The sequence below is a fragment of the Streptomyces sp. P1-3 genome, assembly GCF_050613155.1.
In the GTDB taxonomy this organism is placed as follows: domain Bacteria; phylum Actinomycetota; class Actinomycetes; order Streptomycetales; family Streptomycetaceae; genus Streptomyces.
In genome coordinates, this window is record NZ_CP192512.1 from 6,976,093 (window position 1) to 6,994,408 (window position 18,316).

The 18,316-nt window shown below is 71.1% G+C and carries 5 protein-coding genes; 4 read left to right on the forward strand and 1 reads right to left on the reverse strand.

Annotation, left to right across the window (positions count from 1 at the left end):
* Positions 1 to 250 precede the first annotated feature (250 nt).
* The 4 genes from ACQUSR_RS29830 (at position 251) to ACQUSR_RS29845 (ending at position 17,786) form a co-directional block, all read left to right on the forward strand.
* Positions 251 to 1,138: a hypothetical protein gene (locus ACQUSR_RS29830; protein WP_431045838.1), complete on the forward strand. Its 888-nt coding sequence runs from the start codon at positions 251 to 253 to the stop codon at positions 1,136 to 1,138.
* 394 nt (positions 1,139 to 1,532) lie between these two features.
* On the forward strand, positions 1,533 to 2,213 hold the full coding sequence (locus ACQUSR_RS29835; protein WP_431045840.1) for a hypothetical protein: 681 nt from the start codon (positions 1,533 to 1,535) through the stop codon (positions 2,211 to 2,213).
* A 55-nt stretch (positions 2,214 to 2,268) separates the two neighbouring features.
* Positions 2,269 to 5,745 carry a hypothetical protein gene (locus ACQUSR_RS29840; RefSeq protein WP_431045842.1) on the forward strand — a complete coding sequence of 1,159 codons (3,477 nt, stop codon included), beginning with the start codon at positions 2,269 to 2,271 and terminating at the stop codon, positions 5,743 to 5,745.
* On the forward strand, positions 5,742 to 17,786 hold the full coding sequence (locus ACQUSR_RS29845; protein ID WP_431045844.1) for a LysM peptidoglycan-binding domain-containing protein: 12,045 nt from the start codon (positions 5,742 to 5,744) through the stop codon (positions 17,784 to 17,786). Before ACQUSR_RS29840 ends, ACQUSR_RS29845 begins: the two co-directional genes overlap by 4 nt.
* Positions 17,787 to 17,885: 99 nt before the next feature.
* On the opposite strand, the gene ACQUSR_RS29850 is transcribed toward ACQUSR_RS29845, so the two are convergent.
* Complete coding sequence (locus ACQUSR_RS29850; protein WP_431045846.1) at positions 17,886 to 18,257, reverse strand: hypothetical protein; 372 nt, start codon at positions 18,255 to 18,257, stop codon at positions 17,886 to 17,888.
* Positions 18,258 to 18,316: the final 59 nt, after the last annotated feature.

Here is an 18,316-nt window from a genome sequence, read left to right on the forward strand (position 1 = left end):
CGTATGTACAGCATCGCCCCGTTACCTGGCAGTAGTGCTGTCTGTCAGCTCTCCTGCCGGTGCGTCATCGGATAAGCTGAAGTGAGCCAATTGCCGTTGTTTCGGGGCGAGTTCGGTTCGGGGGATCGCGGGCGCGCGCCAGGAGATCCAACGTGTTCGTCGGCGCCCGGGCAGGACCGCTGCGGACACGCGCGCCCGTGGCAGGGACCGCGGATCAGCCGGGCTTCGTCCCGGCGCGAAGGAGACCCGCATGAGCACACCCTCCGGTACACCGGACCCCTCCGACGAGGGAGGTGAGGACGCCGCGTCCGCCGCCCCCGCGGACGAGGAGCCGGACGGGGAGCCGGGCGGAGAGCCGGGCGGGGAGAGATCCCGGCGGGTCACCTGGACGGTCGCGATCGGCAGCGGCGTCGCCATCGCCACCGCTGTCGCCGCCCTCGTCACGGCCTTCACTCCCTGGCTGACCGGCGGGGGTGGCGGCGGCGCCGAACCCGGGCCGGCGTCGCCCGCCACCGGGCGGGCGATGACTCCGGTGACGCCGCCCACCTCGCCGACGGTCAGCCCCTCGCGGCGGTCTGGTGCCGAACCCGGGCACGCGACGCCCGCCACGACACCGGCGATGACTCCGGCGACGCCGCCCACCTCGCCGACGGTCAGCCCCCCGCAGCCTCCGTCCGCGCAGGCGGTGGACCAGCCCTGCCGGTCCACCAAGACGGCGCACGGCTTCCGTGCCGCGTTCGTCGCGCCGTGCGACGGGGGTTCCGCCACCGCCCCGTACCCGACCGTCACCCTCGCGGTGCCCCGGTACCCCGCCGGGGACGGTTCCCAGGGGCGGATCTGGATCGTCTCCAGGATCCTCACCAACGGTGCGGGTATGCCGCTCGCGGACGAACCGCTGTACGGCCAGTACGCGGTGGAGCGCAAGTCCGCCGACCGCTTCACCGCCACGACCTGGCAGAAGAACCTCTTCGTCTTCCGGACCTGCCACGACTACGGGCCCACGGAGCTCTCGGTGTACTGGCTCGATCCCGGCGGCGCCAAGGAAGCCGAGAAGTGGCGGCCCGGTGTGGCCATCACGATTCCCGCCCGCAGCACGCTGCTGGACCAGGTGACCGTCACCCTCGCCCCCGGTTGCTGACCGGCCGGATCCCCGGCGGCGGCGAGCCCGCAGCAGACATGGCCCGCGCCGCGCGGACCAGCGCCGCGGGCACGGCGCCCAACGCGCCGATCGCGGGGGAAAGTTCCCTGGTCGCCACCAGGGCGGCGCAAACCGCCCTCAAGGGGTCACCAGTGGCGGCCGAGGCGTGCGGGGGCGGATATGCCTCTGTCACTCGCTCGGGTCGTTATCCCGTCCGCCCCGCTGGTCATGTATGGAACCGACACATATTGACCGGCTTCGGACGACCCTGCCCTGCTTCTCTTCCCTCTCGCATTCGCGCCAGGCGGGGTCCGCGTCGTGTGCCGTGTTCGTGACGGTCATGGCGCGCGTGTGTCCTGCTTCCGCGCCGGTTGACCCACTCGAGGAGAGTATCGTGACAGCTGTCGTAGAGCCCCAGACCATGGCGAGGCTCGCTTACGCCCCCTGCACCACAAAATTCCAGCTTCAGGGTAAGGCCACAGGCACTCAGATTCCCTTCAAGTTCGACACGATCGACGGGAACAGGCCGAAGAGCAACGCCAACACCGTGTTCCTGTGGCAGACCTCGGATCTGCGTATTCCTTCGACTGCGCCGTTGTTCAGCATGCCGGTGAAGAAGGATGAGCCCAAGGGCAGTGACGTGTTCCAGCCGGTCAGTCTCGAGAGGAAGCCCTATCTGATGGGCTACGGGGTCGGCCCCGAGGTCAAGAACATCTGCTCGCTGCTGCTGTTCAACGAGCAGGGAGAAGAGCAGAAGCACTTCTTCGCGGACCTCTCCATCAAGGAGGTGGGCACCGACTCCGTGACGTTCAAGTACTTCATGCCCGCCGGGACGAAGGGCGTGACCGACCGCGACTGGTTCGGCCTCTGGGAGACGGACTCGCCCGCCGACCTGTACTCCTCGCGGCCCGTTGCCACGGGATATCCCTCGGGAAACCTCCACGAGGGTGATGGCGCGCTCTTCCACGGCCTCATCCGAGACCGGAAGTACACCATCGGCTACTTCAAGGGCGGGTACCAGGACGGCAACCCCAAGCAGACCACCCTCGCCTGCACCGAGACCTTCACCGCATAGCTGATGCCGTGCCGGCTGCCGTGCGCACCGCACCGCAGCCGGCGCGGGGAGAGCCATGACGACCTTCACGCGCTACTCGACATCGCGGCTCTTCCGGGCGCAGGACGACACCGCCCCGGGCTGGCTGGGTTTCCTGGCGGCACCGAGCTCCGGAAAGCTCCCGGACACCATCCCGCTCAAAGACGCGTACGCCGTCCAGGACAGCTCGTTCCTGTTCGCGACCAGTGTCCCGAAGCACCTCGGCGACCTCGACGGATTCATCCTGAAGCTCGACAGCGTCATCGCGACGCTGCCCGGGGAACGCCACCTCGTATGGCTGCGCCGGCCGGATGACATCTCCGGCCAGACCGTGTCCGCCATGGCCGTGGACCAGCAGGGCACGAAAGTCGTCGGCGGTCTCACCGCCCCACTCATCCAGGCGGACAACCTGGACCAGGTGCTCGCTCTTTCGGTGGAGAACAATGTCACGCTGGCACTGGACGGCGGCCGGCTCGGACTGACCGCCCAGTCGGGGAACAAGGTGCTCAGCCTGACCGGGAGTTCCGGCCCCTCAGGGGCGGCGCTGCCCGTCACCGCGGCGGTCCTGAGTCTCGCCGGACCGCTGCGCGGCTGCTTCGTCTTCGCCATCGCTCTCCAACGGACCTATCTGCACGATGGCTTCTCCTGGGGATTCCAGATCGTCACTCCCAGCCACACCGAACCGGTGTCCGAGGCCGTCCAATGGCTGCCCCTGGCCGCCGCCGATCAAGGGGCGGGGGACTACCTCCCCTTCACGGCGCGGATCGATCCCGGCGACTCGCTCAACGCCTTCGCCGCGGACCGGACCGCCTTCTTCTTCGCCGAGGGCGCCTCCGAGACCCGCTTGGCCTCCTACTTCCGTACCACCACCGGCAAGAAGGTCACCCTGGTCCCGGTCACCAGCGCGGCGGAGACCAACGCGCACCCCGCCCGCCTGGTGTTCACGCGCGGGATCGTGGCCGGTGGCGGCCGACGCTTCCAGGCAGCGCCCGCCGGCGACTTCACGCTCGACGTGGACGGAGCGAACGGGGCGGGAGAACGCGAGCTGCTGTGCGCGCTCGACGGCACGGAGCACATCGGCTTCCGGCCGAGAGGCACGGGGTACGAAGGCGACCGGCTGCGATTCGTCGCCGGGATGCCCGCGTACGTCCCCGTGTTCCCGCTGAAGTCCGCCTCGCCGGTCGGCCCGCCGGTCGACCCCACCAGGCTGCTGGACTCCCGGTACCTCACCTCGTGGGTGTCGGCCGTGTCGGCGCCGGGCGCCGCGTCGGCAGCGGGCGCCATGAGCTACGTCGCGCAGCCCCGCGGCGCCTCGCTCTACGGCAAGGACCCGGTCATCGCACCCCACCACCCCGGTCTGCTCGGCCCCGTGGACCCCGCGATCACGCTGGAGGACGGAGCGGCGGCCTTCCCGCTCGTGCCCTATGCCGGGGTGACCATCGGCACCGGCGCGGGCGCCATGACCGCGGCCCACCTGGTGGAGGTAGAGCACACCGTCCTCGCACCCCGGCGCCGCGCGGCCATCGCCACCGGCACGCGCGGCACCGCGCCCTCCAAGGCCGTCGCGGCCAAAGAGGCGGCCGTGGCCGCGGACGAGCGGCCCCGGACGGCGACCACACCGGCTGGCGTGGTCGTGACGCTGAAGCCGGACGGCGGCTGGGCCGGCATCGCCCTGGGCCAGAACACGCTGTCCGAAGGGCCCGCCGGGAAACTCTCGCTGGGCTTCCGGGCGCCCGGCGACAAGCTGCGCCAGGCGTTCCAGACCAACGGGCTCTTCCTCGTCGCGGCCAACGCCGACCACCTGGGGCCCGCGACGGCCGGCGACGGCGGCGGCGAGGCACCGGCCTTCCACAACAAGATCAACGTCGAGAGCTGGGTCCTGGAGGCGAAGGTCGGGGCCAACGCGCCGGGCGACTACTCCAACGTCTTCATCGTCAAGGCGCGCAAAGGGAAGCTCGTGGACCTGGTGACCACGCCGGAGGCGTGGACGCAAGCAGAGGACTTCGCCTGGCCCGCGATCGACGGACGTCCCGACGGACGGCAGTTGGCCGCGTTGTCGGCCTGGCTGCGGAGCTATATCGAGGACGCGGCGCGGCACACCGGTGACGACGCCGACTACTTCCGCGCCTTCAACGCCCTCGCCCGCGACGAGAACTGGACCGGGATCCTCGTGCTCCGCGCCGAGATCGCCAAGCTTCCCGCCGAACTCGCCGGCATCCGGGCCGGAGTCACCCGTCCCGACCTGTTCCGCGCCCACCACATCGGCGTCGAGATGAGCCATCTGAAGCTCACCGAGACGGGCCCGGTGATCGACAACAGGAGCTCGATCTTCGGGCTGATCCACTACGCCGACCCCGAGTTGACCGGCAGCCCGCCGATCCCGCCCGCGCCCGGCGTCGACTATGCCTTCCGGGTGCTGACGTTGAAGGCGCTCTTCGCCCGGACCGGCGTCCAGCGGTTCAGCAGCACCGTGCAGCTCACCGTCAACCAGCTGTTCGGCATGCCTGTCAAGGAGATGACCGGAAGCGGCGGCAACCCGTACAACACGCTGGTGCTGAGCGGCGCCTTCCAGGCCACCGGTGGCAAACCCGACTACTCGCTCACCACCGAGGCCGACACCATCTTCCGGTTCGCCAACGACATCCTGCGGCGGATCGAGGTGACCGGCGTCCGGATGGCGACCCGCGCCACGGGCCAGGAGCCCGTGTCCGCCTTCGGCTTCACCGGGTTCCTGGACTTCGGTGTACCGCGGGCGACGCGGGACGGCCGGGCCATGCCGGTGGATCTGTTCTCGTACGGCGGCCCGGCGGACGGCGACGGCGCGGCGACCCGGCAGGGCCTGAGCTTCTCCGGCCTCGACCTGGTGATGTCCGCGAAGAGCGGCGGCAGCCCGGCGTTCTCCCTCGAAACCGGCGGCATCCGCTTCGACCCCGCCCGCAGCACCCTGCGCAAGGACAGCCTCACGCAGCAGTTCGCGCTCAGCCTGAAGGGCCTGGAGCACGGCGACGGCAAGCGCTCTCCCGCCGCCACGGGCTTTCTCCCGGTGGTGACGGACGTGTCGACCCGCGGGCTGGACAAGCAGCCGTGGTACGGGCTGCGCCTGGGCGTCGACCTGGGCAGTCCCGGCAGGCTGGCCGGCGAGGTGGGCCTCGCCGCCACGCTGCTGCTGGCCTGGGCGCCGTCCAGCACCGCCGCGTCACCCGAGCTGTTCGTCGGCCTGGAGCTGCCCGGCACCGGCGGCGGCACCGAACTGCTGAGCCTGGAGAACGTCCTGAAGCTCTCCATCGGCCAGCTGCGGCTGACCCTGGCCCGCGACAAGAAGAGCTTCCTGCTGATGCTCACCCAGATTGCCCTGAAATTCCTGGGCCTGCTGAAGATCCCGCCCTCGGGATCGACGTCGTTCTATCTGTTCGGCAATCCCCAGGCCGGCGGCAAACCATCCGGTCTCGGCTGGTACGCGCAGTACGCCAAGGAGTCCAAGAAGCCGACCGCGGAGGCCGAAGGGAGCCGATGATGCTCTGGAACTTCCTGACCTGGCTGGCCTCGTTCGCCACCGGCGCGGCCGCGTACCGAAGCGAGGACGTCGAGAAGAACCTGGAGAAGCTGCGCACCGTCCTCGCCGCGGAGAAGGAAATCCGGGTGTTCGTGGACAGCGCCAAGGGACAGGGGCACCAGTCCGCGGCCGTACACCTTCTCGAAAGGCTCTTCTCGCCCGCCGGCGGTGAGATTCCCGGCCTGGGATACGGCGGCGTGGCCAAGGTCTTCTACGACGAAGGCGAGGCGGCGGCAGCCGGCACGGGAGCGAAACTGCGCAGGCTGCTCCGATGGCCGGACGGGCAGAACGAAGGGTCATACAAAGGGGGGCGGGTGGAGCTCATCAAGTGGGACGGCAAGAATCCACCGGCCGAACCCGCGAAGTTCGCGCTGTGCGCCGCCTGCGACAGGGACATGGACCCCGGCAAGCTGAACGTCGGCTACTACCTCCAGATCCAGCCCTTTCAGTGGCACGGGCTCAACCAGCTGTGGCTCGGAGCGGAATGCCTCGATCTGACCGGGCAGCGGGAGCTGGGCGGCGCGACGTTCCACCAGCGGGCCATGCGCTTTCCGGTGCCCGTCCTCACCGGATTCGACTGGGGCAAGTACACCGGGAGCGCGGATGAGTCGTTGCGACGGCAGGCCGCGGCCTTGCAGGAGGTGGTGAAACTCGTCCGTGGATCGGACGGGACCGGCCCGTGCGACCTGCTGACCGCGTATGGCATCTGCACCGTGAAGAACCGGCAGGGGAAGTCCGCGACCAACGGCATCGGGACGAAGCCGTACGAGCAGGTGGTGACGCTGGCAGCCGGCGCGCTGGCGGCACAGCGGGCGCCGGACGGCAGTGCCTACGCGGGCGCCAAGCCCGTCGTCATCGTCAATTTCGGCGACTTCTCGTGGGACGAATCGGAAGGGTACGAGAAGCCGGATCATCCCTTCGATCCGGTGCGCAAGCTGCTGGCAGGCGGGATCCTCGAACGCGAGCGAAATTGCCCGAACCTCACTCCCAAGGCCGTGCTCGAGCTGCGGAAGGAGTATCTGACCAAGAAGGCCGACGCGTCCCACAGGGTGAAGTTCTGGGACATCGGTGAAAAGGCCGCCATCACACGTGACCTGACATGGCTGACGACCGACGGCGATGTCCCCGCGAAACAGAAGGTGTTGTGGGCGCAGATCGGGCCGGTGCCGGAAGAGCTCTTCCACTATCTGATGAGGTGCGGCACCTACCCGTCGGTGTTCGAAGGTGCCAACACCACGTGCTTCGCGCTCAACCTCGGCACGATGTACTACCGCGCCCGAGGGCGGGGCGCTTTGGCAGGGGTCGAGGTGCTGTATCCCACCACGGACCTGGCAGCCGACCCACGCCGGCGTCCCCTCGCGGATCTGCAGACCGCGGCGAATCAGGTCGGCGTCGAAATGGTGCACTGGTCCGCGCGCGCCCTGCCGCCGGAGATCCTGGCCAGGCCGATCATCGCCTACCGCCGGGAGAACGGCAGCGGGCCCTACCACGACTACTTCCGTGGCGTCGCCGACTTCTACCGGTCTCCCGCCAACGACAAGATCAACCTCGCCCTCGCCTTCCTGGCACAGCGGTACTCCGAGAAGGCCGATCACATCCGCTTCCGTTCAGCCGTCACCTCGACACCGCTCGAAACCCTCCACCAAGACCTGACCAGCGCCCTCAAGAACCACACCCTGGTGCTCGCGGACTCGTTCCCCGGCAGATGGCGGGCCTTCTTCGGCAAGCTGACCGGCCCCGGGCCGCTGACCCTCCAGGCGGTCGCGATCGTGCCGGAGCGCCAGAACGGCTCCCTGACCAAGATCACGGTATCGGGGGCCGCCACCGACTTCCCGCTGCACCCCACTCTCACGCTGGTCTTCACCGCGCCCGGCGACACCGTCGAAGCCCGGATCACCGTGGCCTGGGCGGGCGCCGGTGGACTCCCCGGACTGGAGTGGGTCCAGCTCAGCGGTCTCGAACTGACCATGACCATCGCGGAGCGGCTGAAACTCTCCCACGGCGCGCTGCGCACCAAGGTGAGGATCGACGACGGGCCGCAGGCGGAGCTGGAACTGCTCCTGCCCTCGCCCGCCGACCAATGGCTGCTGACCGCCTCCCTCGACCCCCGGCAGGCCACCGCCGCCCGGTTCTTCAACCTGGCCGGCGGCATCGATCTCGCCCGGCTCCCCGCCCCCTTCTCGAAGCTGGGCGACCTGGGACTCAAGACGCTGAGCATCGCCTACGACCCGAAGCGGAAGACGGCCGAGAGCCTCACCTTCACCATGACGACCACCAAGGCCGTGCAGTTGCTCGGGAACATCACCCTGAAGGAGATCGAGGTCGAGACCTCCGTCACCGCACCCGGCAGCCTCACCGACCGCCGTGTGGCCACCCGGTTCCAGGGGACGTTCACGATCGGGAAGGCGGTCGTCGCGGTCGCCGCGACCACACCGGAGATGGTCTTCTCCGGGCAGCTGGTGTCCGGCGCGATCAAGACCGCCGACCTCCTCGCGGCATTCCTGCCCGGCGTCACCCTGGAGGGCGTCAAGGCGCCGGAGATCTCGACGTTCTCCTTCCGGCACGACCACCCCGGCCGGGCGACCACGGTCTCGGCCGCGCTGAAGGGCTCGCTCCCGGTGGGGGAGCTGTTCACCATCACGGACCTCTCCCTGTTCATCGACTCCGTACAGGGCGGCGCCGACGGCCGCCTGACGGGCCGGTTGACCCTGCTGCCGGGCCCGGCCCAGCTCGAACTCGACGTCACCAGCAGCTATGCGAGGGACACCCGCCGCTGGACGTTCGAGGCACGGCAGACCGGCAAGGCCCTGAGCCTCGCGGCACTCGCCAAGCAGTACCTGGGCTGGACGGTGGGCAGCGAGTACGACTTCCAGATCCAGGGGCTGACCGCGCGCCTGGTGTCGCCGACCGGATCGTGGGAAGTCGGCGGCCGGACGGCCAAGCCATGGCGCCCGCCCTTCCTCGGCGCGGCCGTCAGCGCATCCGTCCAACTGGCCTACGACGGGGAGAAGAAGACCAAGTCCGGTCGCCTTGAGGCCGACATCGCGTGGCAGGGCATCGACGTCAAGCTGGGATACGAGCTCCAGAAGGGGCAGCCCTACCTCGCCTGGCGCGGACTTGGGGGGACGCTGACGAAGGGGGAGAAGGGCGACTGGACCGCGGAGCTGGCCTTCACCGAGACCGTCACCGTCGGCTGGGTGATCGAGGAGATGGTCTCCTGGCTCACCGGCTCCCGATTCGGCCTCGAAGCGCCCTGGAACATCCTGGACAACGTCAAGCTGAACGGCCTCACGCTGCGCTACACGTTCAACTCCGCCTCACCCCAGCGGGCAGGGGTGGGCTTCCGGGTCGCCATCGACCCGATCGACCTGGGGTTCGCCCGTATCGACGGCATCAGCGTCGACTACGCCAAGGACGCCGCCTCGCCAGGCGTCAAGGTGTCCATCACCGGCTCGTTCCCGTGGAACGTCGGCGACACCGCCAAGGGCGACACCGGCACCCTCGGCCCCTGGGACGCGAGCCGGCCCGGCGACGCGCCGACGCCTCCCGGGCAGGGCGGGAAGTACCTGGACCTGCGCCTCCTCGCGCTCGGCCAGCACGTCACCGTCGACGGCCTGAAGGAGGCCGAGACCGTCCAGGCGGCGATCACGGCGATGTACAAGCTGAACGAGACCAAGCCGGGCGAGATCCCCGACGTCCGGTTCGACGCCGCCAGCGACTGGCTCGTGGGGGCGGACTTCGGGGTGCTGCGGCTCGACAAGGGTGGCAAGCAGGACGGCGCCGCCGCCTCGGAGGAGAAGCCCGGCTACCTGGTGACCCTCCAGGCCGTCTTCAACGACCCCAGCCTCTACGGCCTGCGCGTCGCCCTCGACGGCGACGCGGCCAAGGTCTTCAAGGGGCTGGACTTCCAGGTGATGTACCGCCAGCTCAGCAAGGACCTCGGCGTCTACCAGGCGCAGATCGCGCTGCCCGACACCATGCGGCACCTCAGCATCGGGGCGTACACGCTGACCCTGCCGATCTTCGCGGTGGCCGTCTACACCAACGGCGACTTCCTCATCGACGTGGGCTTCCCGAAGAACGGCGACTGGACACGGTCGTTCAGCATCGAGGGGATCGTCCCCCCGGGCATCCCCATGCTCGGCTCCGGCGGCTTCTACTTCGGCAAACTGCCCGCGGCCGCAACCCCCAAGGTGCCCTCGGCACCGGCCCTGGGCACCTTCAACCCCATCATCGTCTTCGGCCTCGGACTGCGCGTCGGATTCGGCAAGTCGGTCGAGTACGGCGTACTCAAGGCGGGCTTCAGCCTGACCATGTTCGGCGTGCTCGAAGGGGTGGTCGCGACCTGGAACCCGTACCGGGCGCTCCCCCCGTCGTCCGGCCCCGACGACCGCGCCCAGCTCCAGAGCACCAACTACTACTGGCTCCAGGGCAGCATCGGCATCGCCGGGAAACTCTACGGAAGCGTCGACTTCGCGATCATCAAGGCGCAGGTCGACGTGGACATCAAGCTGTACGTGCAGATGACCTACGAGTCATACGTCAGCCTCGCCATCAGCGTCGTGGTCTCCGTGGAGGTCTCCGCGAGCGTGAAGATCGACCTGTGGCTCGCCTCGATCACACTCCACTTCAGCTTCTCCCTCCATCTGAAAGAGACCTTCACCCTCCCCAACCACGGCACGCCCCCCTGGCTGCCCGACGGGCACGAGACCGGCGGCGTCCTGGCGGGCGCGAGCGACCGGCGGCTGAGCGACATGCGCCCGCTGGCCGCCGTGGCACCGGGGCCCGCGCTGCTGGTCGCGTACGCGGTGAACGCCACGTCGCCCGCCGCAGTCGCGGCCGCCCCGGGAACCATCGGGACCGCGGCGATCGCCGGGACCACCGAGCCCCGAGCGGACTGGACGCGGCTGAAGCCCGCCGACGACGCGTACAAGAAGGCCCACCCGCTCTCCGGCCATCTGCTCACCCCCCTGACGATGGCCGCCGACGAGTACGCGCCGGGCGAGCCGGCCCGGCAGCAGGCCGTCTGCGCCGCCATGCTGTCCCTGGACTCGGTGGCACCTGCCGGCCAGGAGAACCCCGAAAGGACGGGGAAGGACAGCTCCTTCGAGCTGCTGTGCAAGCGCGTGCTCGCCTGGGCCGTCGCGGCGGTCGGCGCCGACGATGCCGGCAAGCAGTCGTACGACGAGGTGTGCGCCCGGCAGGTCACCGAGGCGCAGCTCGCCTACCTGCTGGACGTGGTGCTGGTCAGCAAGGACCACAGGCCTACCCCGATCCCCCCGGACGCCGTCGAGACGTTCCTCGCCGAGCAGTTCGTCCTCACCGTGCGCGCCGCGCCCGAGGACGCCAAGGCCGCCGGGAAGACCGAGTCCAAACCCGCGGCGGTGTTCCCGATGCCGCCGGGACTGACGCTCACCCCGCCCTCCGGCGGCTCCTACACCCTCGGCACGTACAACGCGATCGGCAGGGAGGCCCTCAAAGCCCTCCGCGAGGACTTCAACAAGCTGCTCGTGCGGACCCAGGCCGAGCAGCCGACCGCTGTCGTGCCGACGGCCGAGGAGGCCGCGCCGCTCTCGGTGGCCTCGTGGGTCTTCGCCGACTTCTTCCTGCTGCTGGCCCGTCAGATGGTCCAGGCCGCCCGCAGCGGGCTGCGCTCCTTCACCTATCCGCTGTCCGACGGGGCCACCGCGCAGCAGGCCATCACATGGATCGCCGGACAGGGCGGCCCGGAACTGCACCTGTACGACGTGCTGGCGGCCAACGCCAGGCACCGCCTGTCCACCGCGAGCGGCACCGGCGTCACGATCGGCGCGACCTGCACCGCGGGGGGCGACGACACCTTCGACACGCTCGCCGAAGCGCTGCCCAGGACCGTCGGCGCCAAGGCCACCGCCGCCGACCTGGCGACCGCCAACGGCGCCGCGGCCTGCCTGCGCGACGGCGCGAAGGTCATGGTCGGCGAGCGCGAGTACACCGTCCGATCCGGCGACACCCTGCTCACGGTGGCGGGCCACTTCGGCCTGCGGCTGGGGCAGCTTCTGGCGGAAGCGGCACTGCTCGAACAGACCGGACTGCTCGCGGACCGGGCCACCCTGCTGGCACCCGCCGTGACCCGGCAGACGCGCGCCAAGGACACCCTGAGCTCGCTCGCCAAGGAACTCGGCCTGGCCGCGGACGTGTTGGCCAAGGCCAACGCCGGGCGCGCCGTGCTGCGCGCGGGGGCCACGGTCTCTTACCCCGGCAAGGCCGACCACACCCTGCTGCCGGGGGAGTGCCTGGGCGACGCGGCGAACGCCCTCGGCGTCCCGCTCGCCGACCTGCTGGCCCACGGCACGGTGGGCAAGCACCCGCTGCTGAAAGCCGAGGGTCTGCTCGCCCCGCTCGGCGTGCTCGTCCTGCCGACGCTCACCGTCACCCCGGCACAGGGCGACACGCTGCAGGGCATCGCCGCACGGTTCGGCACGACCCTCGCCGTGCTCGGCCACCAGCCGGCCAACGGCGCCGTCACCTTCGCCGCCGACAGCACCCCGTCGCTCACCCTGCCGCACCTGTCCCGGCTGCGGCTGGGCACCCTCATCGACGAGGCGCAACGCGCCCACGCGCTCCAGCACCTGTCCGGGATGGCCTCCCGCTACCAGTTGCACGGGCTGCGCCTGAACACCACCGGCATCACCCCCAAGGCCCGCGGCATGTGGGTGACCGGGGTCGACGGAGCCCTGAAGCTGCCGCCCGAGGCCGGCCTGCACGCGCTCACGGGCCAGCAGCTGGCCGTACCGCAGGGCAAGCCGGAGAAGGCAGTCCTCACGGTCGGCACCTCCCCGGGCATGTCCTGGCTGCGCCTGGCCGACGCCGACGGGAACCCCAAGGAGCGGCTGGACCTCCCCCTGGCCCGGGGCAGGCGCGGTCAGGCGGTGGCCAAGCTCACCGCCTGGGCCCGGCAGAACCGCCTCGACGTACCGAAGCTGCGGCTCGGCCCGGCACCCACGCACCGCAGCACCCCCCAGCGGCACCCGCTGACCACGCAGAGCGTGTGGCAGGCGGTGGCGCCGGTGCCCCTGCCGTACGGGTCCGGCGCGGCCGCCGACCCTGGCGCCCTGCGCGTGTGGCGGCTGCCCGACGCCCTGCGCGCCCTGCCCGATCCGGCCCGCCACCCCGACGGGCCCCGGATGCGGATCGGCGTGGCCCGCTACGACGAGGCGACCGGCGCGACCACCGGCGCCCCGGTGACGGAGTACGCCTGGGCGTCCGTGATCCACTTCGGCGTCACCCGCGTCCCGCCCGACACCGTTGGCCGCGCGTCCTCGGCCACGTACCAGATCACCGGCGCCGAAGGCGAGGACCTGCTGCTGCTGGAGCGCCTGGTCGACCAGGTCGGCGACGACGACTCCGCCTACGCCGGGCTGTACATCGGCTTCCCGCCGAGCGCCACCGGCGGCGCCGCGGACGGGCTGCAGACCGGCGACCCGGCGCGGGTGACCACCGGCATCGCGCAGGTCGACCTGTCCACCACCACCCGGCCCGGCTCCCTCCTGGCCGCGGCCCCCGCGGCGGAGCCGTCCGCAACCACTCACGGACTCCTCAACCGGCCCGCGGAGCTGGCCCGGCTGCTGTGGGAGGCCAGCATCACCCGCAACGGGGGCTTCTTCCTCTACTACTTCGACACGGCCGAGGGCACGGGCCTGCCCGACCGGGTCTTCAACGACCGCGGGCAGGCCCGGCTCACCCTCCTCGTCCTGCACGCCAAGCCCGACACGCCCGCCGCCCGGAACCGCCTCGCGGACCACATGAACGCGCTCGTGACGGGCGAACGCCTCGAGAGCACGCACGCCACGCTGTACACCGAGGCCGACCCGCCGACCGACGTGACGGTCGAAACCGGCCCCGACGTCTCCCTCGCCGGCGTCGCCGAGCCCTCGTTCTCCGACGTCGGCGACCTGGCCGTGCGCAACGCCGCACTCAAACTCAGCGGCAAGGCCCACCTCCGCGTCAACCAGGGCCTGTACCAGGCACCGGTCTCCCGCATCAAGGTCGCGGACGTCGCCACCCGCTTCTCGACCACCCTGGACGCGCTGCGGAAGGCCAACCCGCTGCGCGACCTCCAGCCGGACGCCCACCTCGCCTACCCCGACACCCTGCGCCTGCCCCCGCTGACCCTCCCCGCGGGCACCGCCGGCAGGACCGGCACGCTCGCCGAGGCCGGCGCCTTCTGCGGCGAGGACCTCGCCGCCCTGGGCGCCGACAACGCGGACGTGGCGGGCCTCTTCGCGGACGGGCAGCGGATCCAGGTCACCGGTGGCCCCATGGACCGCACGCCGAGCGTGCCGCAGGGGGTCCTGCCGTTCCGGGCCGAGCGGCCCGTACCGGACGTCGTCCCCGACGACCCGGAGGCAGCCGGCTTCGCCCGGTCGTATCTGCTGCGCGACTTCACCCTGCTCGGCTACCGCGTCGAGGACAACCCGGCCTTCAAGGCCAGCCCGCTCGGGGTGCCGGCCGGCCCCACCGTGGCGCCCACCGCACCGCACGACGGGAACAAGCTGCGCACCCTCCCCGCACCGACCGCCGACGAGACGTGGACGTACGCGATGACCGTGCCCTACACGGGCTTCGCGAAGCAGCCCTCGGGGCCGTACGCGGGGGTGGGCGAGGTGCTCCGGACGTCCTTCGACTGGCTGGACCAGTTCGGCAACCGCCTGGTGACGACGTTGTCCGCACCCAGCGCCCAGGACACCGCGCCGCTGGGCCGGCCGCCGGTGCTCGCGGGGTACGCCGACGCGCTCACCGGGCTCGGCCAGTGGCCGGCGGTCAGCGCCGACTGGCGCGTCACCGGCCGGAGCGGCTCACCAGCGGTCGAGCTCCGCCAGGTCTTCGACGCCACCCGCTACGCGGGACTGCTCTCCGCGCGCGCCGTCGACGCCTCCACCGTGCGGGCCGAGTTCACCGAACCCCTGGACCCCGCCTCGGCCGCGGACGTGGCCCACTACACGATCAGCCCCGACGCGACCGTCACCCGCGCCGAACTCCACGCCGACGGGCGCACGGTCTCGCTCACCGTGAGCGGCATGCCCGGCGGAATCCTGACGCTCACCGCCCGCGACATCAAGCCGAAGGACACCGCACGCCACCGGGACCTCGGCGGCACGGCGAGCTCCGACCCCCAAGGCCTGCACCACTCCTCCACGGCGCAGCTGAACGCCGTCCGCGATCTGCGGGTCTACACCAGGCTCCTGGACCAGCTCACCGACACCAGAGGAACCGCCCTCACCGTCGAGACCACCCTGGTCGTCGGCGGCGAGGGACGGCCGAAGCCACTGGCCCTCACCCCGGCGCAGGTCACCAAGCTCGTCAGCTGGCTCGGGGCCGTCAGGGACTTCCTCACCGACCGCGCCGCCTTCGGCACCGCGAAACCGGAACCCACGGGCGAGCACACCATCGCCATCCCGCTCGACCCCGCCTCCGTCAACCCCGCCCAGGTCTTCGAGCTGTCGCTGTCCTTCACCGTGGCCCGCACCGGCGGCGTCATCCTGGGCGACCTCGCCACCGCCCCCGGCGTCCGCCGGGCCACGACGGCGGTGCCGCCCCGCCACGAGAAGGCCACCGGCACGGGCGCCGCCCTGGGCCTCACCGCCTTCGCCGGCTCCTTCGAGACGGCCCTGTCCGGGGCGGGACAACTGCTGAAGGTCGCCACCGGCGCCGACCGCGACGACACCGGGCCGGGAGCGGCATCGGCGCTGTGGGCCGTACGCGTCGGCCGCGAGCCCGGTGTGCCGATCTCCTACGGACTCACCGAGGCGAGCAGGGCGAAGCCCGCGGTGTTCGTGCCGCGCCCGGCCGCCAACCAGCTCCAGTCCCGCTCGCGGGTGGAGATCCGCGAGTTCAAGACGGGGGAGGGCCTCGTCAACCCCGCCCAGCGCGACTTCAAGGGCGTGGACATGGACGTATGGTGCCGGGGGCTGTTCACGGCGGTCGACGCCGTGCTCGGCCCCCGCTACACGGCCGCCCTCCAGATCCTGTCGCGGCAGCCGTTCGGCGACGGCGAGCGCGACTGGCTCGACGAGCTGCTGATGTGCAAGAGGCGGCTGGCCGAGGCCGCCACGACCTGGCTGGTGCCGGTCTTCGCAGACCAGCAGGGCGCGGACCCCGGCACGGCGCGCGAGACGTTCCTCCAGCAGCTCCTGGGCCGGCTGTCGAACGCCTACGCCACCCGCGCGGCGGTGGAGTTCCAGGCCGACGTGACCGCCGACATCCCCGAACCGCTCGCCGAGGAACCGCCGCGCCTGTACGGCGGCATGGTGCTCCGTGTCGACGGGGCACGCCAGGGGAGCCCGGCGCCGGACGGCGACAGGCGGGACGCCGCCGAGCGGGACACCGCCAAGCCGGAAGCCGCCCTCACCCCCTCGTCGCCCAAACTCGTGCTCAAGAGCGGCACGCGTCCGCTGACCTTCGTCCTCAGCGGACCGGAGGTCGTCCACGACCCGGAAGGCGGCGTCATCAAGCACGCCGCTCTGAACCTGAGGTACACCCCCACCGCGATCGAGCACCAGATCGGCGAGCCGCTCGGCACCACCGACTACCGGCCGTCGAGCTGGTTGGCCTTCGTCAAACCCGACGGTCTGGCCGACCTCGCCCCCAACCGCTTCGAGGTTCCGCTGCCGCTGCGCGCGTTCCCCGACAGCCCGGTCCTCACCACGCAGACCGGCCGGACGTCCGCCGGCGGCGACCGGCTGGGCGACCTCACCCGCTGGGACTACGGCTTCACCTACACGCTCCCCTTCCACTACCCGCAGGACCAGGTGCGGCTGGACGTGCGGTTCAACGTCCGCGACCAGATGCGCGGCGGTGCGGGCCCGCTGGAGGACGCCTTCGCGCAACTGGCGCAGTTCACCACGGCGTTCCCCAAGGTGCGGGCCGACCTCGACACCTATCTCGCGGCGATCGACGCCACCAGTGACCCGGTGAAGGAGGCGGTGAAGTTCCGCAAGGCGGCGGTCGCGGTGAACGCGCTGGTGAGCATGGTCACCGCGGTCACCGCCGACGGCGGCAGCGGCAGCGGCAGCGGCAGTGGCAGTGGCAGTGGCGGCGGGCCGCTGACCGTCTGCCCGCCGCCCGCCACGGCCGCGGGGGAGGGAAACCCCGCCTACCGCTTCGTCCTCAGCGAGTCGGTCGGGACCGTGGACGGGACCCGGGACGTCCTCGTGGTCGAGGTCGCGGTCGAGGGCGAGCCGCCGACCGGGCTCGGCGCGCCGCGCGTACTCGTCGAACCGGACGCGTACGAGCCCGTCCCGCTGCCCTCGACCGGCGCGGAACCCGGCACCCACCGCTTCGCGTACCGCAAGAAGACCGATCCGAAGGTGTATCTGTCCGCGAGCCGGGGCCAGGCCGTCCCCGAGCGCACCGTCGTGCTGCCCGGGCTGGACATTCTGGCGTTCCAGGACGCCCACGCCGCCGCCCACCTGGAACGCAACAGATCTCTGGTGCCGGGCCGCCCGCTGGCCGAACCCTTCGTCTTCACCACGGCTCAGGTGTCCTTCCCCAACCCGCTGCATCCGCACGTCGATGTGAGCACACCGGTGAACATCGCCGAACTCGGCAGCGCGGAGCGGAAGGCGCTCGACGAGCATCTGCTGACCCTCTTCGAGACGCTGCTGCTGCGGGACGGCGAGCCCAAGGCCGATGAGGTGACGGTCCGGGCCGAGGTGACCTACCGCTATCTGCTCAACGCCAAGCTCCCCGCCGTGCCGCTGCCGATCCTCGTACAGCCGCCGCTCCTGGTGACCCTGGGGCCGGAGCCGGCGGAGCTGAAGGCACTGTGCGGGAGCTGGGCCCGCGCCGTCAGAAGGTGGTTCGAGACCAAGACCCCGCTCGGCGGGGGAGACCTGGCGCTGGACCTGACCATCGTGTCGAATCTGACCCGCAGCCCGATGCCCCTGCTCCGGCTGCGCGGGCTCTACCTGCCCATCACGCGTGTGGAACCCGCGCTGGACACCATCGCCCCCGACGTGTGACGACGACGGCCCCTCATGCGCTGGGACCGCCGGAACGCAGGACGTGAAGGGGCGCCCGGCACAGGGGGACTGCCGGGCGCCTCGCAGGTCGGTGGGCGATCAGACCTCCAGCTCGGCCTCGATCCGCTTCAGCTGGTGCCGGGCCATCGCCAGGTTCGCCCGCGCCTTGTCCAGGGCCAGATACAGGAAGAGCCCGCCGTTGTTGCGGCCCTTCAGCAGCCGGATCAGGTGGTACTGGCTGCCGAGGGTGATCAGGATGTCCTCGATCTCGTCGTTCAGGCCGAGCAGTTCCATGGCCCGCACCTTGGCGCGCACCACGTCGGTGTTCGCGGCCGCGGCCACGGTCAGGTCGAGCTCATGGCCGCCTCCGAGCGTGCCGAGGGCCATTCCGCTCGTGTAGTCCACGAGGGCTACGCCCAGCGCGCCCTCGATGGTCATCGCTTCCTTCAGCGCGGTCTCCGTGTTGGCCATGATCAGTGGGGTGTCCTTTCGGGGTTGGGCTCTGCGGGGTGGTGCGGATGGTGCGGGTG

What these genes read in the sequence shown, in the direction of transcription:
- ACQUSR_RS29830 (WP_431045838.1), top strand. Translation starts at nt 251, where the DNA reads ATGAGCACACCCTCCGGTACACCGGACCCCTCCGACGAGGGAGGTGAG.
- ACQUSR_RS29840 (WP_431045842.1), top strand. Translation starts at nt 2,269, where the DNA reads ATGACGACCTTCACGCGCTACTCGACATCGCGGCTCTTCCGGGCGCAG.
- ACQUSR_RS29845 (WP_431045844.1), top strand. Translation starts at nt 5,742, where the DNA reads ATGATGCTCTGGAACTTCCTGACCTGGCTGGCCTCGTTCGCCACCGGC.
- ACQUSR_RS29850 (WP_431045846.1), bottom strand. Translation starts at nt 18,257, where the DNA reads ATGGCCAACACGGAGACCGCGCTGAAGGAAGCGATGACCATCGAGGGC.